General features: G+C 73.6%; 20 protein-coding genes and 2 pseudogenes. 13 read left to right on the top strand and 9 right to left on the bottom strand.

What is annotated here, in order from left to right:
- The first annotated feature begins 80 nt into the window (after window positions 1-80).
- The 4 genes from ispG (at window position 81) to FE634_RS13940 (ending at window position 4716) form a co-directional block, all read left to right on the top strand.
- A complete protein-coding gene (ispG, locus tag FE634_RS13955; protein ID WP_137294845.1) occupies window positions 81-1235 on the top strand; it encodes a flavodoxin-dependent (E)-4-hydroxy-3-methylbut-2-enyl-diphosphate synthase in 1155 nt (384 codons plus the stop codon).
- A gap of 67 nt (window positions 1236-1302) precedes the next feature.
- On the top strand, window positions 1303-2148 hold the full coding sequence (locus FE634_RS13950) for a GNAT family N-acetyltransferase (RefSeq protein ID WP_137294844.1): 846 nt from the start codon (window positions 1303-1305) through the stop codon (window positions 2146-2148).
- A gap of 91 nt (window positions 2149-2239) precedes the next feature.
- Window positions 2240-4009, top strand: a complete 1770-nt coding sequence (locus FE634_RS13945) for a proline--tRNA ligase (protein WP_148240697.1) — start codon at window positions 2240-2242, stop codon at window positions 4007-4009.
- Window positions 4009-4716: an HAD family hydrolase gene (locus FE634_RS13940; protein WP_148240696.1), complete on the top strand. Its 708-nt coding sequence runs from the start codon at window positions 4009-4011 to the stop codon at window positions 4714-4716. The genes FE634_RS13945 and FE634_RS13940 overlap by 1 nt, the downstream gene beginning before the upstream one ends.
- A gap of 18 nt (window positions 4717-4734) precedes the next feature.
- Here FE634_RS13940 and FE634_RS21795 read toward each other — a convergent pair whose 3' ends face one another.
- The 6 genes and pseudogenes from FE634_RS21795 to FE634_RS13915 all read right to left on the bottom strand — a co-directional run bounded on the left by FE634_RS21795 (window position 4735) and on the right by FE634_RS13915 (window position 8464).
- On the bottom strand, window positions 4735-4983 hold the full coding sequence (locus FE634_RS21795) for an HPr family phosphocarrier protein (protein WP_222847754.1): 249 nt from the start codon (window positions 4981-4983) through the stop codon (window positions 4735-4737).
- 75 nt (window positions 4984-5058) lie between these two features.
- Window positions 5059-5456, bottom strand: a pseudogene (gene dhaM, locus FE634_RS21790) (dihydroxyacetone kinase phosphoryl donor subunit DhaM); the annotation flags it as partial.
- A complete protein-coding gene (dhaL, locus tag FE634_RS13930) occupies window positions 5453-6115 on the bottom strand; it encodes a dihydroxyacetone kinase subunit DhaL (RefSeq protein ID WP_148240695.1) in 663 nt (220 codons plus the stop codon). The gene dhaL and the pseudogene dhaM, both read right to left, overlap by 4 nt.
- Window positions 6115-7113 carry a dihydroxyacetone kinase subunit DhaK gene (dhaK, locus tag FE634_RS13925; RefSeq protein ID WP_148240694.1) on the bottom strand — a complete coding sequence of 333 codons (999 nt, stop codon included), beginning with the start codon at window positions 7111-7113 and terminating at the stop codon, window positions 6115-6117. The genes dhaL and dhaK overlap by 1 nt, the downstream gene beginning before the upstream one ends.
- A gap of 404 nt (window positions 7114-7517) precedes the next feature.
- Window positions 7518-7937, bottom strand: a complete 420-nt coding sequence (locus FE634_RS13920) for a DUF4439 domain-containing protein (protein ID WP_138876219.1) — start codon at window positions 7935-7937, stop codon at window positions 7518-7520.
- On the bottom strand, window positions 7934-8464 hold the full coding sequence (locus FE634_RS13915) for a hypothetical protein (RefSeq protein WP_138876218.1): 531 nt from the start codon (window positions 8462-8464) through the stop codon (window positions 7934-7936). The genes FE634_RS13920 and FE634_RS13915 overlap by 4 nt, the downstream gene beginning before the upstream one ends.
- 120 nt (window positions 8465-8584) lie before the next feature.
- Between FE634_RS13915 and rimP the strand changes: the two genes are divergently transcribed.
- From rimP to FE634_RS13875, 9 genes and pseudogenes are all read left to right on the top strand, one after another.
- The gene (gene rimP / locus FE634_RS13910) at window positions 8585-9103 is read left to right on the top strand and encodes a ribosome maturation factor RimP (RefSeq protein ID WP_148240693.1); all 519 of its coding nucleotides are present in this window, start codon (window positions 8585-8587) and stop codon (window positions 9101-9103) included.
- Window positions 9103-10083: a transcription termination factor NusA gene (gene nusA / locus FE634_RS13905; protein ID WP_137294835.1), complete on the top strand. Its 981-nt coding sequence runs from the start codon at window positions 9103-9105 to the stop codon at window positions 10081-10083. Before rimP ends, nusA begins: the two co-directional genes overlap by 1 nt.
- A gap of 87 nt (window positions 10084-10170) precedes the next feature.
- Entirely contained in the window at window positions 10171-10530 is a 360-nt protein-coding gene (locus FE634_RS21785) for a YlxR family protein (RefSeq protein ID WP_316043815.1), read from the top strand.
- A 141-nt stretch (window positions 10531-10671) separates the two neighbouring features.
- A pseudogene (locus tag FE634_RS21665) lies at window positions 10672-10734 on the top strand (translation initiation factor IF-2 N-terminal domain-containing protein); the annotation flags it as partial.
- Between the two features lie 990 nt (window positions 10735-11724).
- Complete coding sequence (gene infB, locus FE634_RS21660) at window positions 11725-13566, top strand: translation initiation factor IF-2 (protein WP_262347673.1); 1842 nt, start codon at window positions 11725-11727, stop codon at window positions 13564-13566.
- 167 nt (window positions 13567-13733) lie between these two features.
- Entirely contained in the window at window positions 13734-14255 is a 522-nt protein-coding gene (gene rbfA, locus FE634_RS13890) for a 30S ribosome-binding factor RbfA (RefSeq protein ID WP_138876216.1), read from the top strand.
- Window positions 14252-15124 (top strand): tRNA pseudouridine(55) synthase TruB, encoded by an 873-nt coding sequence (gene truB / locus FE634_RS13885; RefSeq protein ID WP_138876215.1) that lies wholly within the window; start codon window positions 14252-14254, stop codon window positions 15122-15124. Before rbfA ends, truB begins: the two co-directional genes overlap by 4 nt.
- 21 nt (window positions 15125-15145) lie before the next feature.
- Complete coding sequence (locus FE634_RS13880) at window positions 15146-16081, top strand: bifunctional riboflavin kinase/FAD synthetase (protein WP_137292839.1); 936 nt, start codon at window positions 15146-15148, stop codon at window positions 16079-16081.
- The gene (locus FE634_RS13875) at window positions 16074-17084 is read left to right on the top strand and encodes a hypothetical protein (protein WP_148240692.1); all 1011 of its coding nucleotides are present in this window, start codon (window positions 16074-16076) and stop codon (window positions 17082-17084) included. The genes FE634_RS13880 and FE634_RS13875 overlap by 8 nt, the downstream gene beginning before the upstream one ends.
- Before the next feature lie 73 nt (window positions 17085-17157).
- On the opposite strand, the gene FE634_RS13870 is transcribed toward FE634_RS13875, so the two are convergent.
- Genes FE634_RS13870 through FE634_RS13860 form a run of 3 tightly spaced genes read right to left on the bottom strand, consistent with a single transcriptional unit; the run spans window position 17158 to window position 20555 of the window.
- Window positions 17158-17418, bottom strand: a complete 261-nt coding sequence (locus FE634_RS13870) for an HPr family phosphocarrier protein (protein ID WP_138876214.1) — start codon at window positions 17416-17418, stop codon at window positions 17158-17160.
- A 46-nt stretch (window positions 17419-17464) separates the two neighbouring features.
- A complete protein-coding gene (locus FE634_RS13865; protein WP_138876213.1) occupies window positions 17465-19591 on the bottom strand; it encodes a PTS fructose transporter subunit IIABC in 2127 nt (708 codons plus the stop codon).
- A gap of 4 nt (window positions 19592-19595) precedes the next feature.
- Window positions 19596-20555, bottom strand: coding sequence for a 1-phosphofructokinase family hexose kinase (locus FE634_RS13860; protein WP_137292870.1), 960 nt, complete (start codon window positions 20553-20555; stop codon window positions 19596-19598).
- Window positions 20556-20561 lie beyond the last annotated feature (6 nt).

Raw genomic sequence — 20561 nt, 5'->3', positions numbered from 1 at the left:
CGAGCTGACCGTCCTCGCGAGCTCGGACCGTCAGCTCGCCGAAGTGGGGGCGTGCGGGCCCTCGCAGTAGATTGGGGACCATGACCGCGATCAGCCTGGGCATGCCCGCCGCACCACCGCCCGTGCTGGCCCCCCGCCGCCAGACCCGTCAGATCAAGGTCGGCAAGGTGGGGGTCGGGAGCCAGTCGCCGGTCTCGGTGCAGTCGATGACCACGACGGTCACCGCCGACGTGAACGCCACGCTCCAGCAGATCGCCGAGCTCACCGCGACCGGCTGCGACATCGTGCGTGTCGCGTGCCCCGACCAGGTCGACGCGAACGCGCTCGCCGAGATCGCCGAGCACTCGCAGATCCCGGTCATCGCCGACATCCACTTCCAGCCGAAGTACGTCTTCGCGGCCATCGACGCCGGCTGCGCCGCGGTCCGGGTCAACCCGGGCAACATCCGCAAGTTCGACGACCAGGTCAAGGAGATCGCGCGCGCCGCCCAGGACCGCGGCACCTCGATCCGCATCGGCGTCAACGCCGGCTCGCTCGACAAGCGCCTGCTGGAGAAGTACGGCAAGGCCACCCCCGAGGCGCTCGTCGAGAGCGCCGTCTGGGAGGCCGGGCTGTTCGAGGAGCACGGCTTCCGCGACTTCAAGATCTCGGTCAAGCACAACGACCCCGTCGTGATGGTGCGCGCCTACGAGCTGCTGGCCGAGGCCGGCGACTGGCCGCTGCACCTCGGCGTCACCGAGGCCGGGCCGGCCTTCCAGGGCACCATCAAGTCGGCCACCGCCTTCGGTGCCCTGCTGAGCCAGGGCATCGGCGACACGATCCGGGTCTCGCTCAGCGCGCCCCCGGTCGAGGAGGTCAAGGTCGGCATCCAGATCCTGCAGTCGCTCAACCTCCGCGAGCGCCGCCTCGAGATCGTCAGCTGCCCCAGCTGCGGGCGCGCCCAGGTCGACGTCTACACCCTCGCCGAGCAGGTGACCGCCGGCCTCGACGGCCTCGAGGTCCCGCTGCGCGTGGCCGTCATGGGCTGCGTCGTCAACGGCCCCGGCGAGGCCCGCGAGGCCGACCTCGGCGTCGCCTCCGGCAACGGCAAGGGCCAGATCTTCGTCAAGGGCGAGGTCATCAAGACCGTGCCCGAGTCGCAGATCGTGGAGACCCTCATCGAGGAGGCCATGCGCATCGCCGAGGGCATGGAGGCCGTCGAGGGTGCCGGCGCCCAGGTCTCTGTCTCGGGCTGATCCACCCCAGGGGTGGGACGGCGGCGCCAGGCGCGCCGATGCGACCCCACGTCGCTAGGGTTGCCGCGTGCCAACCAGTCGCCACGGGGTCAGGGTCCTCGGCCCCGCCGACCTGGAGGCGTTCCTCGCCCTGGCCGGGCGCGACCCGGTGACCAACGTGTTCGCGCTGTACCGGGCGCGGACCACCAGCCTGGAGCCGCGCTGGCTCGGCGGTGAGATGTGGGGTCGCTACGCCGACGGCGAGCTGGTGGCGGCCTGCCACGTCGGTGCCAACCTGGTGCCGATCGAGGCCACCGACGACGACGCGCGCGCGTTCGCCGAGCGGGCGCTGACCCGCAGCCGCACCGCAACCACGATCGTGGGGCCGCACGAGGCCGTGCGCACCTTCTGGAACGCCGTCGCCGGCTCCTGGGGCCGGCCGCGTGAGTCGCGGTGGATGCAGCCCCACCTGGTCATCGACGGCCCGCCGGCCGTGGAGCCCGACCCGCTCGTGCGGCGCACCGAGCGCGGCGACCTGCCCGTGCTCTACCCGGCGTGCGTCGCCATGTACACCGAGGAGGTCGGCGTCTCGCCGGAGCTCGGCGGCACCGGCGACCTCTACCGCGCCCGGGTCACCCAGCTGATGTCGCGCGGCTGGTCCTTCGCCCGCTTCGAGCAGGGCCAGCTGGTGTTCAAGGCCGAGGTCGCCTGCGCCACCGACGACGCCGCCCAGATCCAGGGCGTCTGGGTGCCGCCGGAGCACCGCGGGAAGGGGCTGGCCACCGCCGGGATGGCCGCCGTCGTCGAGATCGTGCGCGCCGAGATCGCCCCCACCGTCTCGCTCTACGTCAACGAGTGGAACCACCCCGCGCGCCGCGCCTACCGCCGCGCGGGGTTCCGGGAGTCCACCCGGTTCTCCACCGTCATGTGGTGACACCCCGGACGCCGCGGCGCGACGACGCGACGGCACGACGCCCGGGGAACTGATTGGTTGCCGCGCGATCGCGACCCGTAGCCTGCACCTCATGATTCTCCGGATGTCGTCCCTGTTCGTGCGCACGCTGCGTGACGACCCCGCGGACGCCGAGGTCCCGAGCCACCGGCTCCTCGTGCGTGCCGGCTACATCCGGCGCGCCGCGCCCGGGATCTACTCCTGGCTGCCGCTGGGGCTCAAGGTCCTGCGCAAGGTCGAGGACGTCATCCGGGCCGAGATGGACGGCATCGGCGCCCAGGAGCTCAGCTTCCCCGCGCTGCTGCCGCGCGAGCCCTACGAGGCGACCGGGCGCTGGACGGAGTACGGCGACGGCATCTTCCGCCTCAAGGACCGCAAGGACGGCGACTACCTCCTCGGTCCCACGCACGAGGAGATGTTCACCCTGGTGGTCAAGGACCTCTACTCCTCCTACAAGGACCTGCCGCTCTCGCTCTACCAGATCCAGACCAAGTACCGCGACGAGGCGCGGCCCCGCGCCGGGCTGCTGCGCGGGCGCGAGTTCACCATGAAGGACTCCTACTCCTTCGACGTCAGCGACGCCGGCCTCGAGCAGAGCTACCAGCGCCACCGCGACGCCTACGTGCGGATCTTCGACAAGCTCGGCTTCGACTACGTCATCGTCAAGGCCACCGCGGGGGCGATGGGTGGGTCGAAGTCGGAGGAGTTCCTGGCCCGCGCCGCCGTCGGCGAGGACACCTACGTGCGCTGCACGAGCTGCGACTACGCCGCCAACGTCGAGGCCGTCGAGGTCCGCCCGCCCGCGCCCGTCGCCCACGACGACGCGCCGGCCTCCCACGTCGAGGCCACGCCCGACACCCCGACCATCGCGACCCTCGTCGACCACCTCAACGCCGCCTTCCCCCGCGAGGACCGGCCCTGGACGGCCGGCGACACGCTCAAGAACGTGCTCGTCGTCCTCAAGCACCCCGACGGCACCCGCGAGCCGGTGGCGATCGGCGTCCCCGGCGACCGCGAGGTCGACCAGAAGCGGCTCGACGGGCAGCTCGAGCCGATCGAGGTGGAGCCGTTCGACGAGACGGAGTTCGCCCGGCACCCCGCGCTGGTCAAGGGCTACATCGGCCCCGGCGTGCTGGGGGAGGGCAACGCCACTGGCATCCGGTACCTCGTCGACCCCCGCGTCGTCGAGGGCACCCGCTGGGTCACCGGCGCCGACGCGCCGGGCAGCCACGTCCTCGACCTGGTCGTGGGCCGCGACTTCACCCCCGACGGCACCGTCGAGGCCGCCGAGGTCCGCGACGGCGACCCCTGCCCGAACTGCGACACCGGCACCCTCGAGACCGCCCGGGGCATCGAGATGGGCCACGTCTTCCAGCTCGGCCGCAAGTACGCCGACGCCCTCGACCTGCGCGTGCTCGACGAGAACGGCAAGCTCGTCACCGTGACGATGGGCTCCTACGGCATCGGCGTGACCCGCGCGGTCGCCGCGATCGCCGAGGACACCCTCGACGACGTCGGGCTGTGCTGGCCCCGCAACGTCGCGCCCGCCGACGTCCACCTCGTGGCCACCGGCCGCGACGAGGCCGTCTTCGCCGCGGCCGAGGAGATCGCCCGCGAGCTCGACGCGGCCGGGGTCCAGGTGCTCTTCGACGACCGCGCCGGCAAGATCAGCCCCGGCGTGAAGTTCAAGGACGCCGAGCTGATCGGCGTCCCGACGATCGTCGTGGTCGGCAAGGGCCTGGCCGACGGCGTCGTCGAGGTCAAGGACCGGCGCTCCGGCGAGCGGGAGGACGTCGCGACCACCGCGATCGTCGACCACCTGGTCGCCCTGGTCCGCTCCTGATGGCGACCGCGGCGGTCGAGGCCGTCGTCTTCGACTGGGGCGGCACCCTGACCCGGTGGCACGACGTCGACTTCCACGCCGAGTCGCTCGCGCTGGTGCAGGCCGTGGTCGACGTCGGCCACGACCCGGACGTGGCCCGCGAGCGGCTGCACCGCGCCGGCGACGTCATCTGGGGCCGCAGTCGCGACCACCAGCGCAGCGCCACGGTGGCCGACCTGTTCGTGGAGGCCGGCCTCGAGCACGACCCCGCGCTGCTCGCGGCCTACTACGAGTTCTGGGAGCCGCACACGCTCACCGACCCCGAGGTCGCCCCGCTGTGGACCGGGCTGCGCGAGCGCGGCATCAAGGTGGGCGTGCTCTCCAACACGATCTGGCCGCGCGCGGTCCACGAGGGCTTCTTCGAGCGCGACGGCGTCCGCCACCTGATCGACGGCGACGTCTACACCAGCGAGATCCCGTGGACGAAGCCGTCCCCGCGGGCGTTCGCGGCCGCGCTCGACGCCGTCGGCGCGACCGACCCGGCCCGCTGCGTCTACGTCGGCGACCGGCTCTTCGACGACGTCTGGGGGGCCCAGAACGCCGGGCTGCGGGCGATCCACGTGCCGCACAGCACCATCCCGGCCTCGCAGGTCGGGCACACCGAGGGCGTGCCGGACGCCGTGGCGCACCGGATCGCCGACGTGCTCGACATCGTGGCGGGCTGGTAGCCGCTCGTCGCGGTGGGCTCAGGTCTCGCCGAAGCCGTCGGCCACCAGCGCGCTGACCGCACGCACGGCGGCCTCCGCGTCGGCGCCGGTGGCGGAGACCACGACCTCGGCGCCCTGGGCGGCGCCCAGCGTCATCAGCTCCAGCGAGCTGGCGGCGTCGGCGCTGCGCCCATCGTGGGTGATCCTCACCTCGGCGTCCAGCTCGCCGACGGCGGTCGCGAGGAGCGCGGCCGGGCGCGCGTGCAGGCCCTGCGGGTTCGTCAGCACGAGCCGGACCCCGTCGCCGGCCCCGTCGGTGAGCCCGTCGGTGAGCCCGTCGCCGAGCCCGTGATCCTCCGCCGGGGCCAGGGCGAGGATCTTGGGGCGCAGCGCGTCCTCGGCCTCGGCCGCCACCGTGGCGAGGTCGGCACCCCCGGCGGCACGGACGACGGCGGCGACCAGGCCCTCGACCAGCGGCGCGCCGCTCAGCCGCACCTCGTGACCCTCGGGCGGGCTCAGCTCGAGGGCCAGCTCGGCGCTCAGCACCGCGGACCCGAGGTCCATCAGCACCAGGACGCCGTCGGGCGACGCCGCGGTCCCGAGCGCGGTGGCCACCTCGGTCGCGTCGGTGCCCAGCCGCCGTCGGCGGTGCCCGCGGCCACCGCGACGACGGGTCCGCCGTCCGGGACCATCTGGGCGGCCAGGTCGACGGCCGCCGCGGCCAGCGCGGCGCTGTGGGAGACGACCACGATCCCGATCACGGGTCGGCCGGCGGGTCGGCCGGTGGGTCGGCCAGCGCCCGGGCCAGCGCCTCGACGAGCAGGGTCGCCGAGGCCGAACCCGGGTCGACGTGACCGATGCTGCGCTCCCCGAGGTAGCTGGCCCGGCCCTTGAGAGCCTGCATCGGCTCGGTCGCGTCGCGCCCCCTCGCCGCCGCGTCGGCGGCGGCCCGGACGGCCCCGGCCGCGTCGGCCCCGTCGGCGAGCGCCGCGTCGAGGGCCTCGAGCGCGGGGCCGAGCGCGTCGTACATGGTCTTGTCGCCGAGGTCGGCCTTGCCGCGGGCGACCACGCCCTCCACGCCCGCCCGGAGCACCGCGGCGAGGCCGGCGACGTCGAACTCGGTCGCGTTGTCGGCGGCGGCGCCGGCGCGGAGGAAGAACGTGCCGTACAGCGGCCCGCTCGCGCCCCCGACCGAGGTCACCAACGTCATCCCGACCTTCTTGAGCAGGGCGCCGACGGAGTCCGGTGGCGGCTGCACGGCGGCCATCACCGCGTCCATGCCGCGGACCAGGTTGGAGCCGTGGTCGGCGTCGCCGATGGCGGAGTCGAGCTCGGTGAGGTGGGCGCCGTGCTCGTGGACGGCGTCGCGGAAGGCCGCGAGCCAGCCGACGAGCTGGTCCTGGGTGACGGTGCCGGCCATCAGACCCCCCACCGCAGCCCGGAGGTGTCGACCGGTGCGTCCCACAGCCGCAGCAGGTCGTCGTCGGCGCCGAGCACGGTGAGCGAGGCGCCGGCCATGTCGAGGGAGGTGATGTAGTTGCCGACCAGGCGGCGCGCCACCGGCACGCCGGCGTCGGCGAGCAGCCGGGCCACCTCGCCGTAGAGCACGTAGAGCTCGATGAGCGGGGTGCCGCCCATGCCGTTGAGCATCACCACGGCGGGGGAGCCGGTGAAGTCGCGGTCGGCGAGAACCGACTCGACCAGCAGCGCGGCCACCTCGGAGGCCGGTGCCAGCGGCACCCGGCGCCGGCCCGGCTCGCCGTGGATGCCGACGCCGACCTCCATCTCGTCCTCGGGGAGGTCGAAGGTCGGCTTGCCGGCCGCGGGCACCGTGCAGCTGGTGAGGGCGATGCCCATCGACCGGCCGGCGTCGTTGACCCGCTGCGCGAGCGCGACCACGGCGTCGAGGTCCTGGCCCTCCTCGGCGGCGGCGCCGACGATCTTCTCGAGCAGGACGGTCAGGCCGACGCCACGTCGTCCGGCCGTGTAGGTGGAGTCCTGGACGGCGACGTCGTCGGCGGTGACGACGGTCTCGACCCGCACCCCGGAGTCGGCAGCCGCGAGCTCGCCGGCCATCTCGAAGTTCATCACGTCGCCGGTGTAGTTCTTCACGACGTGGAGCACGCCGGCCCCGCGGTCCACGGCCGCGGTCGCCTCGGCCACCTGGTCGGGGGTCGGGGAGGTGAAGACCTCGCCGGCGCACGCGGCGTCCAGCATGCCGGGACCGACGAACCCCCCGTGCAGCGGCTCGTGGCCCGACCCACCGCCGGAGATGATCGCCACCCGGCCGTCCTGCTTCGGCTCGGCGCGGTAGATCACCCGGTGCTGGTGGTCGACCCGGAGCTCCGGGTGGGCCGCCTCGATGCCGCGCAGGGCGTCGGCGAGCACGTTCGCCGGGTCGTTGATGAGCTTCTTCATGGTCTCGGTCCTCCGAACTCGGCGTCGACGTCGTCGGCGCTGCGATTCCCCTACGAGCAACGAACCGGAACCTGGTCCCCGCCGCAACCCCTGGACGCCGTCATCGTCGGCTGCACGTTCCTGCAACCCGCCGTGCCCGCCCGGGTCGACCGTCGAGCCGGGCGCCGAGGTGATTGCAGGTTTGTGCATTGCAGACTTGTGATGATCCGCCGTCGTGTCCTCGGGGGCCTCCGCTGTTGCAGACTTCTGCACGAAGGGTTCTCCACCGACTCGGGTCGGCTCCCTCCGACGGCCGCTGTCCCAGGCCGCCAGCAGTCCGCGTACTCATCCTTCCGGGGAGCATCTCGGGAGTTCCCCGGAAGATGAGTTCGCGGACTGGCTGCGTTTTCGGCCCGGTCGCCCGGTCAGCGACCGGGGGAGGGGCGGGGGCTCCCGCCCAGCGCGAGCTCGCGCCGCGCCGAGTCGAGGAGCGCCCCGACCGCCCAGCTCCGCTGCTCGCCCGGGGTGCTGGCCACCAGGTAGCCGTACGTCGTGCCGCAGGCCCGCTCGACCCGCAGGGCCTCGCCGCGGATGGCGGCGCTGTCGCCGGTGACCACCCCCGGCAGGTCGTAGGACGCCGCGGCCGCCACCGGCTCGGCGCCCCCGGCGAGCACGAACCGGGTGAGCTCGTCGCGCCGGGCGCGGTGCACGTCGTAGGAGGTGCGCAGCGCCTCGTAGAGCGTCGGGTCCGCCGAGGCCGACGTCTGGGCGCCGAGGTAGCCGCCGACGAAGAGGGCGGCGTGCTCGGCGGCCAGGGTGGTCTGCAGCGCGTCGAGGTAGGTCACAGCACGCTCCGGTGCTGGGCGACCGAGGCGGCCATCGAGGCGAGCAGGCGGGCCAGCGCGCCGCTGTCGGCGCGGACGGCGAGGCCGACCAGCGCCTGCTCGAGGGTCTCCTCGGCCACCGCGACGCGGCGGCGGGCACGTCGCACGGGCTCGCCGCCGACGGCGAACCTGCCGCTCGTGGGGCGCAGCCCGCCGAGCTCCCCGGCGTGGGCGCGGTGCAGCCGCACCAGCGGGGCCAGCGCCTCGGCCAGGGGCGGGTGGGCGCGGGCGTTGGTCTGGGCCGTCCGGTGCGCCACCGACAGCGCGAGCGCGGCCTGCTCGACCAGGGCCGCGTCGGTGTCGGCGTCGGTGTCGGCGGACCCGCTGCCGCCGGGGTCGGGGACCGCGCCGTCGGACGGGCTCGTCGTCGGCGTGATCGTGGGGTCGCCCGACGACGGGTCGAGGGACCCGATCGAGCAGCCGGCGGTCCCGAGCACGGTCACGCCGACGACGGCGCGGCGAGTCACGAGGGCAGGACGCGGCGGCACCGGGCGACGATATCCCGGGACCTCGCGGCCGACGGCGCCGACACCGCCCCGGGGCCGGCCATGCCCTACGCTGAGAGACCGGCACCACCGCTCGACACAACAGCACAGGAGGTCGCGAGGATGTCCGCCACGCAGGCGTTGTCCAGCCGCATCGAAGCAGGACTCACCGACCCCCTGGCCGAGCTCGGGCTCGACCTCGAGGCCGTCGAGGTCACCCCGGCCGGCAAGCGCCGCGTCGTGCGCGTCGCGGTCGACCAGGACGGCGGCGTCACCATGGACGACGTCGCCGACGCGACCCGCCGCGTCGCCGAGGTCCTGGACGGCGACCTCGCCGAGGCGATGGGGCAGCAGCCCTACACCCTCGAGGTCACCTCGCGCGGCGTGGACCGCCCGCTCACGCTGCCGCGTCACTGGCGCCGCAACGCCGACCGCCTGGTCAAGGTCACCCTCGTCGAGGGCGGCACCGTGACCGGGCGCATCGGCGCCAGCGACGACGACCCCGACGGAGCCGTCGTGCTCGACGTCGACGGGGACGAGACCCGCCTGCCGTACGCCGACGTCGCCAGGGCGCTGGTGCAGATCGAGTTCAACCGCAAGGGTCCGGCCGACGAGCCGGACATCGAGGAGGACGAGCACTGATGGACATCGACCTGAGCATCCTGCGAATGCTGGAGCGCGAGAAGGAGATCAAGTTCGAGGTCCTCGTCGAGGCCATCGAGCAGGCCCTCCAGACGGCGTACCTGAGGTCGCCCGGGGCCCACGAGCAGGCCCGCGTCGAGCTCGACCGCAAGACCGGGCACGTCACCGTGCTCGCCGCCGAGCTCGACGACGACGGCGAGAAGGTCGGGGAGTTCGACGACACCCCCGCCGGGTTCGGCCGGATCGCCGCGACCACCGCGAAGCAGATCATGATGCAGCGGCTGCGCGACGCCGAGGACGAGATCAAGTTCGGTGAGTTCTCCGGCAAGGAGGGCGACCTGATCTCCGGGATCATCCAGCAGGGCCGCAACCCCGACGACGTCCTGGTCGACCTGGGTCGCCTCGAGGCGCTGCTGCCCGTCAGCGAGCGGGTGCCCGGCGAGAGCTACAGCCACGGCACCCGCATCAAGTGCCTCGTGCTCTCGGTGCGCAAGGGGATGCGCGGACCGCAGGTCACCCTGACCCGCTCGCACCCCAACCTGGTCAAGAAGCTCTTCGCGCTCGAGGTGCCCGAGATCGCCAGCGGCCAGGTCGAGATCTCCGCGATCGCCCGCGAGGCCGGCCACCGCACCAAGATCGCGGTCCGCTCGACCGCCCCCGGCATCAACGCCAAGGGCGCCTGCATCGGCCCGATGGGGCAGCGGGTGCGCAGCGTGATGCACGCGCTGAACGAGGAGAAGATCGACATCGTCGACTGGTCCGACGACCCCGCGCGGCTCGTCTCCAGCGCGCTGTCGCCCGCCCAGGTCAAGAGCGTCGAGATCGTCGACCTCGCCGCCCGCTCGGCGAAGGTCGTCGTCCCGTCGTTCCAGCTGTCGCTGGCGATCGGCAAGGAGGGCCAGAACGCCCGCCTCGCCGCCCGCCTCACCGGGTGGCGCATCGACATCCACGGTGACGAGGAAGAGGCGCCGCGGCGCTGACCCGCGCCCGACCCCGCGTCGACCCCGCGCCGACGCCTGCGCGACGCCGACGTGACGCCGACGTGACGCCGTCATTCGGGCCCGGTCGTGCCCGGTTCGGAGTACGGGCCGGAGTTGGCTAGACTGGGAGCGGTGGTCCAACGATCGTCGTCCCTCGTGCGCACGGAGCCTGTCCGCACGTGCGTGGGATGTCGGCAGCGGGCCGCCAAGCGCGAGTTGTTGCGGGTGACCGCCGGCGCGGACGCAGGTGGCCACCCGGCCGTCGTGCCCGATCCGACAGCCACCGCACCCGGCCGGGGGGCACACGTGCACCCCACCACCGAGTGCTACGAGCTCGCGGTGCGCCGGAGGGCGTTCGGGAGGGCACTGCGTGCCGACCCGGGCCTCTCCAGCGTGCCGGTGAGGGACCACGTCGCAGCCGCGCAGGACGCAGCAACCAGCAGATGACCATCCACCACAGGGAACTGGAGCAGCAGCTCATGAGCACTCGATGAGTACTTCCCGATGAGTTTGCAACACCACCACTGAGGCTCGGTCACCGCACAATTCGCCCACCAGGGCACGCGGGTCGAGCCATGAAGGAGAATTGTGGCTAAGACCCGCGTACACGAGCTCGCCAAGGAGTTCGGCGTCGAGAGCAAGTTCGTTCTCGAGAAGTTCAAGGAGATGGGCGAGTTCGTCAAGTCGGCGAGCTCCACCGTCGAGCTGCCTGCGGAGATGCGTTTCCGCAAGGAGGTCGGCGCCTCCCTCAAGGCCGCGCCCGCGGCCCCCGCCGAGGCTGCGCCGTCCGCGCCGGCCCCGGCGTCGTCCGGTGCCGCCCCTCGAGCGGCCCGCGGCCGGGCGCCCGTCCCGGCCCCAAGCCCGGTCCGAAGGCCCCGGCCCCGTGGCCGAGCCGGTCGTCGAGACCCCGGCCCCCGCGCCGGTCACCCCGGCCCCCGCCGTCGAGCCGGCCGCCCCGGTCGCCCCGGCGGCCGTCGAGCCGGCAGCCGCCGAGCCGGCCGCCCCCGCGGCACCCGCCGCGTCGGCGTCCCCGTCCGCCCGGCCAAGCCGTCCCCGACGCCCAAGGCCCCGGCCCCGCGTCCGGTCGGCAAGCCCGGCGGCACCCCGCGCCCGGGCAACAACCCGTTCTCGTCCAACCAGGGCATGGGACGCCGTCCCGCGGCCCCGCGCCCCGACGCCGCCGGCGACGCCCCCGCGGGCACCGGTACCGGCACCGGTGCCGGGACCGGCGCTGGTGAGAACCGTCCGCCGCGGCCCCCGTCGGCTCGCGACGGCGGCGCCCCCGGGCGTCCCGGCATGCCGCGCCCGAACCCGGCGATGATGCCGAAGTCCCCGGCCGCGTTCGGCAACGGCCCCGGTGGCCGTGGCCCCGGTGGTCCGGGCGGTCCCGGTCGTCCCGGTGCCCCCGGTCGCGGAGCCCCGGGTCGCCCCGGTGCCCCCGGTCGCGGTGGCCCCGGCGGTGGTCCCGGCGGTGCCGGTGCCGGCGCTCCCGGTCGCCCCGGCGGCTTCGCCGGTGGCGGTCGCCCCGGCGGCGGTCGTCCCGGCCAGCGCGGCCAGACCCAGGGTGCCTTCGGTCGCCCCGGTGGTCCGTCGCGTCGCGGTCGCAAGTCGAAGCGCGCTCGTCGCCAGGAGTTCGAGGCCATGGAGGCCCCGACCCTGGGCGGGATGCGCGTCCGCAAGGGCAACGGCGAGACCGTGCGCCTGGCGCGCGGCGCGTCGCTGACCGACTTCGCCGACAAGGTGGGGGTCGACGCGGCCCAGCTCGTGCAGATGCTGTTCCACCTCGGCGAGATGGTCACCGCCACGGAGTCCGTCAACGACGCCACGCTGGAGGTGCTCGGCGAGGAGCTCAACTACAACATCGAGATCATCTCGCCCGAGGACGAGGACCGCGAGCTGCTCGGGTCCTTCGACCTCGAGTTCGGCTCCGACGAGGGCGACGACACCGACCTGGTCATCCGGCCGCCGGTCGTGACCGTGATGGGTCACGTCGACCACGGAAAGACCAAGCTCCTCGACGCCCTGCGTGGCGCCAACGTCGTCGACAAGGAGGCCGGTGGCATCACCCAGCACATCGGTGCCTACCAGGTCGCGACCGACGTCGACGGCAACGAGCGTCGCATCACGCTCATCGACACCCCGGGTCACGAGGCGTTCACCGCCATGCGTGCCCGTGGTGCCCAGGCCACCGACATCGCGATCCTCGTGGTCGCGGCTGACGACGGCGTCATGCCGCAGACGGTCGAGGCGCTCAACCACGCCAAGGCCGCCGGCGTCCCGATCGTCGTCGCGGTCAACAAGATCGACAAGCCCGACGCCGACCCGACCAAGGTCCGCGGCCAGCTGACCGAGTACGGCCTGGTGCCCGAGGAGTACGGCGGCGACGCGATGTTCGTCGACGTCTCGGCCAAGTCCGAGCTCAACCTCGACAAGCTGCTCGAGGCCGTCGTCCTCACCGCCGACGCCTCGCTCGACCTGCGGGCCAACCCGACGCAGGACGCGCAGGGTCTCGTGGTCGAGGCCCACCTCGACCGTGGTCGCGGCCCCGTGGCCACGATCCTGGTCCAGCGCGGCACGCTGCGCGTCGGTGACTCGATCGTCGCCGGCGCGGCCTACGGCCGGGTGCGCGCGATGCTCGACGAGCACGGTCAGGAGATCACCGAGGCCGACCCCGGTCGTCCGGCGATGGTCCTCGGTCTCAGCTCGGTGCCCGGTGCGGGTCAGAACTTCCTCGTCGTCGACGACGACCGGATGGCCCGCCAGATCGCCGAGAAGCGCGAGTCGCGCCAGCGTGCGGCCATGCAGGCCAAGCGCAACGTGCGTCGCACGCTCGAGGACTTCATGGCCTCCATGGAGAAGGGCGCGAGCCAGGAGCTCAACCTCATCCTCAAGGGCGACGTGTCCGGTTCGGTCGAGGCGCTCGAGGACGCCCTGTCGCAGATCGACGTCGGCGACGAGGTCAGCATCCGCGTCATCGACCGCGGTGTCGGTGCGATCACCGAGACCAACGTCGACCTGGCGGCCGCCTCCGACGCGATCATCATCGGCTTCAACGTCCGCCCGCAGGGCAAGGCGACCGAGATGGCCGACAAGGAGGGCGTGGAGATCCGGTACTACACCGTCATCTACCAGGCCATCGACGAGATCGAGGCCGCCCTCAAGGGCATGCTCAAGCCGGAGTTCGAGGAGTCGACCCTGGGCCAGGCGGAGATCCGTGCGATCTTCTCCAGCTCCAAGATCGGCAAGATCGCCGGCTGCATGGTCACCGGTGGTGTCATCCGACGCAACGCCAAGGTCCGGGTCCTGCGCGACAACAAGGTGGTGGCCGACAACCTCGACCTCGCCTCGCTGAAGCGCGAGAAGGACGACGCCTCCGAGGTCCGCGAGGGCTTCGAGTGCGGTCTGGTGCTGCGCAACTTCCAGGACATCAAGGAAGGCGATGTCGTGGAGGCCTTCGAGATGCGCGAGATCCCCCGGAGCTGACCCGCTCCCCGTCCGCAAGCGGCTCCGCCTCCTGGCGGGGCCGCTTGCGGCGTTCGGGCCGCCGGACCCACCGGCGCGCCCACCGCGTCCGGCCCGTCGTGGCGGGCCGGAGCACCACCGACGTCCCGCCCTGCTCCGTGCAGCGGCGGTCTGAGAAAGTAGGCAGCATGACCAGCCCCCGCGTCCGGAAGATCGCCGACCGCATCCAGGTGATCGTGGCCGAGATGCTCGAGCGACGGATCAAGGATCCGCGGCTCGGGTTCGTGACCATCACCGACGTCCGGCTCACCGGCGACGGGCAGCAGGCCTCGATCTTCTACACCGTGCTCGGGGGCGAGGAGGAGATGGCCGGCACGGCCGTGGCCCTCGAGTCCGCCAAGGGCATCCTGCGCTCCGAGGTCGCCAAGCAGCTCGGCACCCGCATCGTCCCGACCCTGTCGTTCTTCCACGACGCGCTGCCCGACGAGGCCCGCGCGCTCGAGGAGGTCCTGGCCCGCGCGAAGGCCCAGGACGACGCCGTCGCCGCCGCCCGTGGCTCGGCCTACGCCGGCGAGGAGGACCCGTACAAGAAACCGCGGGTCATCGGCGAGGACGACGAGGACGACGAGGACGACGGGGACGAGGGCGACGAGGAGCTCGACGAGGCTCCCGCCGAGGACGACGCCGCCGAGGACGACGGCCCGAGGTGACCGCTCCCGGTCTCGTCGTCGTCGACAAGCCGGGCGGGATCACCTCGCACGGCGTCGTCTCCCGGATCCGCCGGCTCGCCGGCACCCGCAAGGTCGGCCACGCCGGCACGCTCGACCCGATGGCCACCGGCGTGCTCGTGCTCGGCGTCGACCGGGCCACCCGGCTGCTCGGGCACCTGATGCTCACCGAGAAGCGCTACGACGCCACGATCCGGCTCGGGGTCACCACGAGCACCGACGACGCCGAGGGCGAGGTCGTCGCCACCGCCGACGCCTCCCGGGTCGCCGAGCTGACCGCGGACGCCGTCCGCGAGGCGCTGGCGGCGTTCGTCGGCCCGATCGACCAGGTCCCCACCGCCGTCTCGGCCATCAAGGTCGACGGCAAGCGCGCCTACCAGCGGGTCCGCGACGGCGAGGAGGTCGAGCTCAAGCCGCGCCGCGTGACCGTGCACGACCTCGTCGTCCACGACGTCCGGCTCGGCGCCGAGGTGCCCGAGCTCACCGTGTCGGTGCGCTGCTCCAGCGGCACCTACATCCGCGCCATCGCCCGCGACGCGGGGGAGCGGCTCGGGGTCGGCGGGCACCTGACGTCGCTGCGCCGCACGGCGGTGGGCCCCTTCGACCTCGGCACCTCCCGCACCCTCGAGCAGCTCGACGACGAGTACTCGATCATCCCGATCGCCCAGGCGGCCCGGGCGACGTTCCCGGGCGTCGACCTCGACGAGGCCGAGGCGGTCGACGTCCGCGTCGGACGCCGGATCGAGCGCGAGCTGGGCGGGCTCAGCGCCGTCTTCGCCCCCGACGGTGAGTTCCTCGCCCTCTACGAGCCGCGCGACCAGGGCGCGCGGCCGGTCGCCGTCTTCGTGTGAGGGCGCCGTAGGCTCTGCGACGTGACGATCTGGCGCTCCTTCGAGGAGATCCCGGCCGACCTCGCCGCCTCCGCCGTCACCATCGGCAACTTCGACGGCGTCCACCGCGGCCACCGGGCGGTGATCGCGCGCGCCCGCGAGCGCGCCGACGCCCTCGGCGTGCCCCTCGTGGCGGTCACCTTCGACCCGCACCCCATGGCGGTGCTGCGGCCCGACCACGCCCCGACGATGCTGACCACCCTCGAGGAGCGCGCCGTCCTGCTCGCCGACGTCGGCGTCGACCACGTCCTGGCCCTGCCCTTCGACATGGCGATGGCCGCCTGGACCCCGCAGGAGTTCGTCGACCGGGTGCTCGTCGAGGACCTGCGCGCCCGCGCGGTCGTGGTGGGTGCCAACTTCCGCTTCGGGCACCGGGCCGCCGGCGACGTCGCGTTCCTCGTCGCCGCCGGGCAGGCCGCTGGCTTCGAGGCCGTGGGCGTCGAGCTCGACGGCGGACCGCAGGTCTGGTCCTCCACCTACGTCCGCACCTGCCTGGCCGCCGGTGACGTCGCCGGCGCCGCCGAGGCCCTCGGCCGGCCGTTCAGCGTCCACGGCGTCGTCGTGCAGGGTGACCAGCGCGGTCGCGAGCTGGGCTACCCGACGGCCAACGTGCCCACCGACGGGCTCACCGCGGCCCCGGCCGACGGCGTCTACGCCGGCTGGCTGCGGCGCGTCGACTCCGGCGAGACGTTCCCGACCGCGATCAGCGTCGGCACCAACCCCACCTTCGACGGCGACCGCTACCGCCGCGTCGAGGGCTACGTCCTCGACCGGACCGACCTCGAGCTGTACGGCGTCGAGGTCGAGGTCTCCTTCGTCGCCCGGTTGCGGGGGATGGTCGCCTTCGACGGGATCGACGCCCTCGTGGAGCAGATGGCCGACGACGTCCGGCGGGCCCGCGAGGTCCTCGGTGCCTGACGGCGCCGCCCCACCGGCGGTCGCGGAGGCCGAGCGCTGGTTCCAGGCCCACGGCCTGTCCTACTTCGTGCCCGACGTGCGCGACGCCGTCCGGGCCGGCCTGCGGCCGCGGCGCTTCCTCCCGCCGCTGCTCGGCGTGGCCCTGCTGGCCGTCGGGGTCGGGGTGCTGCTGGCGTGGCTCTCCGACGAGGTCACCGCCGCTCCCGCGGTCATCGTCTCCTTCGCGGGCATCGGCGCGCTGGGCTACGCCCTCACCGCCCTGCGCGCGCAGGGCATCGTGGTGTGGGCGCTGAACCACACCTTCGGCAGCCTGCGGGTGCTGGTGCCGATGGTGAGCCGGGCGCTGCCGCTCCTGCTGGTCTTCGTGACGTTCCTGTTCATCAACGCCGAGGCGTGGCAGATGACGGCCAACCTCAAGCCCGGCATCCTCTGGACCGTCGTGCTGCTGCTGACCGCGCTCGCGGTGCTCTTCCTGCTCGTCCGGCTGCCCGAGGAGGTGGACCGGGTCGACGACGCCGTCGACGAGGAGTTCCTGCGCCGGACCACGCGCGGCACGCCGCTCGAGGCGGACGCCGTCCGGCTCGTCGAGGAGGGCCGCGACCCGGCGGCGAACGCCCAGGTCGCGGGTTACGACCGCTGGAACCTGATCCTGGTGCTGCTGGTCGTGCAGATCGGCCAGGTGCTGCTGCTGGCCGTCACGGTCTTCTGCTTCTTCCTGCTCTTCGGTTCGCTCGTGATGACCGTGGACGTGCAGAACGCCTGGACCGGTCTCGACGGCGGGGTCGACAGCTTCTCGTTCCTGCCGACGCTCTCCTACGAGCTGCTCAAGGTGTCGCTGTTCCTCGCCGCGTTCTCCGGGCTCTACTTCACCGTCTCGGCGGTCACCGACGACACCTACCGCAGCCAGTTCTTCGCGGCGGTCACCGAGGAGCTCGAGCGCGCCGTCGGCATGCGCGCGGTCTACCTCACCCTGCGCGTCGACGACGCCGCCCACCGCAGCTGACCAGCGGCGGGGAACGCCGGGGCCAGGACCGCCCGGTGCGGCGTCGCCGCGGCCGGGTGGTCCTGGCGGTGGGTCACTCGGCGTCGAGGTCCTTCTCGACCAGCGCCGCGATGGCGTCGACGTCGGCCTGGTTGTCGCCGGAGACCTCGATGGTGTCGCCGTTGCCGGCGCCGAGGGTCATGATCAGCAGCGACGAGCCGGCGTCGACGGGCTCCTCGCCGGGGACGCCGATGAGCACGTCGGAGTCGAGCTCGCCGGCCGCCTCGCTGATGATCGCGGCGGGACGGGCGTGGAGGCCGACGGCCGAGCCGACGGTGACGGTCCTGGTGGGCATGGGTTCTCCTGGTGGTGGTGGGTGAGGGAGCTGCTGGGTCAGGGGGTCACGCCACGGGCGCGGGGGCCTTGGCGGTGGACTTGAGGGCGATCACGGCGGCCGCACCGACGAGGACGCCGGCAGCGAGGGCGATCAGGAACCCCAGCACGCCGTCGACGGCGAACAGCACGAAGATACCTCCGTGCGGGGCGCGGACGCTGACCTCCATGAGCTCCGACAGCCCGCCGGTGACGGCCGACCCGAGCATCATCGCCGGGATCACGCGCAGCGGGTCGGCGGCCGCGAACGGGATCGCGCCCTCGGTGATGAACGACGCGCCGAGCAGCCAGCCGGCCTTGCCGTTCTCGCGCTCGGCGGCGTTGAAGAGCCTGGGCCGGACGACCGTGGCCAGCGCCAGCGCGATCGGCGGGACCATGCCGGCGAGCATCACCGCGGCCATGATCTTCAGCTCGGGGGCGTCGGCGGCCAGCGAGGCACCGCCGACGCCGGCCGCGGCGAAGGAGTAGGCGACCTTGTTGAGCGGGCCGCCCATGTCGAAGGCCATCATCAGGCCGAGGATCGCCCCGAGCAGGACGGCGTAGCTGCCGCTCATGTCGGACAGCCCGTCGGTGAGCTGGTCCATCAGCCAGCCGATCGGTCGACCGAAGACGACGATCATGAGCAGGCCGGCGATGATCGAGGTCAGCAGCGGGATGACGAGCACCGGCATCAGGCCGCGGGCCCACTTCGGCACGCTCCAGCCCGCGATCCAGTGCGCGACGAGGCCGGCCAGGACGCCGCCGACGATCGCGCCGAGGAAGCCGGTGGCCGGCAGGCCGACACCGTTGGGGTCGGCCACGTTGAAGATGTTGGCGGCCAGGCCGCCGACGATGAAGCCGGGGGCGATGCCGGGGCGGTCGGCGATCGCGTAGGCGATGTAGCCGGCCAGCGCCGGGATGAAGAACATGAACGCGGTCTTGCCGATGATGAAGAACAGCGCACCGATGTAGGCCATCAGCCCCGAGTCGAGCAGCGCGTGGTCGAGACCGAGGGCGGCCGGGTCCGGCAGGTCGAAGAGCGTGTAGTTGACCGCGATGTCGCCGTAGGGGCCGACGATCTCGTAGCCGCCGAGCAGGAACGACAGCGCGATCAGCAGACCACCGGCCGCGACGAACGGGATCATGTAGGACACGCCGGTCATCAGGACCCGGCGGGTGCGGCCACCCCACGACTCGTGGCCGCCGGCGCCGGAGGCCGCCGCGCCCTCGTCGCCGCCGCCGCTGCCCTCGACGCGCGGGGCGTTCGGGTCCTCGGCGTTGCGCAGGGCCTCGGCGATGATGCCGTCGCCGTCGTCGATGGGGCGCTTGACGCCGGAGGAGACCAGCGGCTTGCCGGCGAACCGGCCCCGGTCGCGCACCCCGACGTCGACGGCGAAGATCACGGCGTCCGCGGCGGCGATGGTCGCGGGGTCGAGCGGGGTGGAGCCGGCCGAGCCCTGGGTCTCGACCTCGATCTCGACGCCGGCGCGGGCCGCGGCGGCCTCGAGGGCCTCGGCGGCCATGTAGGTGTGCGCGATGCCGGTCGGACAGGCGGTGACGGCGACCAGGCGGCGGGTGGCCGCGGCGGTGGCCGTGGCGGCGCCGGTGCTGTCGGCCGTGGTGGCGCCGGTGGTGGCGCCCGTCGTCGTGGTGGTGCCGGCCGGGGTCTTCTCGACGCTCACCGGTGCGGCGGCCGGCTTGGGCTTGTCGGCCACGGCGTCCAGCACCAGCGCGACGACCTCGTCGGCGGAGGCCGCGGACCGCAGCCCGTCGGTGAACTCCTGGCGGACCAGCGCCCGGGCGAGCTTGGTGAGGATCTGCAGGTGGGTGGAACCGCCGCCGGCCGGGGCGGCGATGAGGAAGGCGATGTCGGCCGGGCCGTCCTTGGCGCCGAAGTCGACCGGCGGGGCGAGCCGGGTGAAGACCAGCGTGGGCTCCTCGACGCCCTCGGTGCGGCAGTGCGGGATCGCGATGCCGCCCTTGAGCCCGGTCGGGGAGGTGGCCTCGCGGGCGAGCGCGTCCTCCACGAGGCGGTCGACGTCGGTCGCGCGGCCGGCGTCCTGGACGACCTGGGCCAGCGCCCGGATCACGTCGTGCTTGTCGCTGCCGAGGTCGGCGTCGAGCCGGACCAGGTCAGCGGTGATGAGCTCGGTCATGCGGTCACGCTCCAGTTCTGATCGCCAGGTCGCGGACGACGACCAGGTCGGGTCGCACCTGCTCTGGCTGAGGGATGGTGGTGCCGGGAAGTGCGGCGGCGGCGCTGCCGTAGGCGACGGCGAGGGCCAGGCGGTCGGCGGGGCCCTGGCCGCGGAGCCCGCCGAGCAGGTAGCCGAACAGGCTGGAGTCGCCGGCACCGACGGTGCTGACGACCTCCGTCGGCGGGGGCGTGGCGTGCCAGGCGCCGTCGGCGGTGACCAGGACGGCGCCGTGACCACCGAGGGTGGCCAGGACGTCGGTGACGCCGGCGTCGACCAGGGTGCGGGCCGCGGTCGCGGCGGCGGCCGGGTCGGACTCCAGCAGGTCGGCGTCGCCGCCGGTGAAGGAGGCCAGCTCCTCGCCGTTCGGCTTCATCAGGTGCGGCGCGGTCGTGGGCGAGAGCCGTGCGACGAGCGCGGTGAGCGGCTCCTCGGAGGTGTCGACCGCGACGCGGGTCACGCTGCGCAGGTCGGCGACCAGGTCGGCGTACCAGCCGGTGGGCGCGCCGGGCGGCAGCGAGCCGGCGAGCACGACCCACTCCGCGGAGGCGGCCAGCTCGTGCAGCGTGGCGGCGAGGGCCTCGAGGGTCGCGGGGGTGGCGGTGGCTCCCGGGCTGTTGAGCTTGGTGGTGGTGCCGTCGGGCTCGCTGATGGTGAGGTTGACCCGGACGGGCCCGTCGGGGGCGACCAGGCGGCTCGGGATCGCGGCCGCGGCGAGCTCGAGGGCGAACGGGTCGTCGGGGGAGGCCGGCAGCACGGCCGTCGTCGCGACGTCGGCGGCCAGGCAGGCCCGCGAGATGTTGACGCCCTTCCCGCCGGCCTGGGAGAACGCCGCCTCGGTGCGCTGGACGGCGCCGCGCTGCAGCGGGCCCTCGAGCACGATCGTGCGGTCGATGCTGGGGTTGGGGGTGAGGGTGACGATCAGGCCGGT

This window comes from Nocardioides sp. S-1144 (assembly GCF_005954645.2).
Taxonomy (GTDB): domain Bacteria; phylum Actinomycetota; class Actinomycetes; order Propionibacteriales; family Nocardioidaceae; genus Nocardioides; species Nocardioides dongxiaopingii.
The sequence above is the reverse complement of the archived record's forward strand: the minus strand, read 5'-3'. Positions and strand labels throughout refer to the sequence as shown.

Coding starts and splice junctions, on each gene's coding strand:
- dhaL (WP_148240695.1), bottom strand. CDS start 6,115: ATGGCCGGCACCGTCACCCAGGACCAGCTCGTCGGCTGGCTCGCGGCC.
- rbfA (WP_138876216.1), top strand. CDS start 13,734: ATGACCAGCCCCCGCGTCCGGAAGATCGCCGACCGCATCCAGGTGATC.
- infB (WP_262347673.1), top strand. CDS start 11,725: ATGGAGGCCCCGACCCTGGGCGGGATGCGCGTCCGCAAGGGCAACGGC.
- FE634_RS13945 (WP_148240697.1), top strand. CDS start 2,240: ATGATTCTCCGGATGTCGTCCCTGTTCGTGCGCACGCTGCGTGACGAC.
- ispG (WP_137294845.1), top strand. CDS start 81: ATGACCGCGATCAGCCTGGGCATGCCCGCCGCACCACCGCCCGTGCTG.
- FE634_RS13870 (WP_138876214.1), bottom strand. CDS start 17,418: ATGCCCACCAGGACCGTCACCGTCGGCTCGGCCGTCGGCCTCCACGCC.
- dhaK (WP_148240694.1), bottom strand. CDS start 7,113: ATGAAGAAGCTCATCAACGACCCGGCGAACGTGCTCGCCGACGCCCTG.
- FE634_RS13865 (WP_138876213.1), bottom strand. CDS start 19,591: ATGACCGAGCTCATCACCGCTGACCTGGTCCGGCTCGACGCCGACCTC.
- rimP (WP_148240693.1), top strand. CDS start 8,585: ATGTCCGCCACGCAGGCGTTGTCCAGCCGCATCGAAGCAGGACTCACC.
- nusA (WP_137294835.1), top strand. CDS start 9,103: ATGGACATCGACCTGAGCATCCTGCGAATGCTGGAGCGCGAGAAGGAG.
- FE634_RS13940 (WP_148240696.1), top strand. CDS start 4,009: ATGGCGACCGCGGCGGTCGAGGCCGTCGTCTTCGACTGGGGCGGCACC.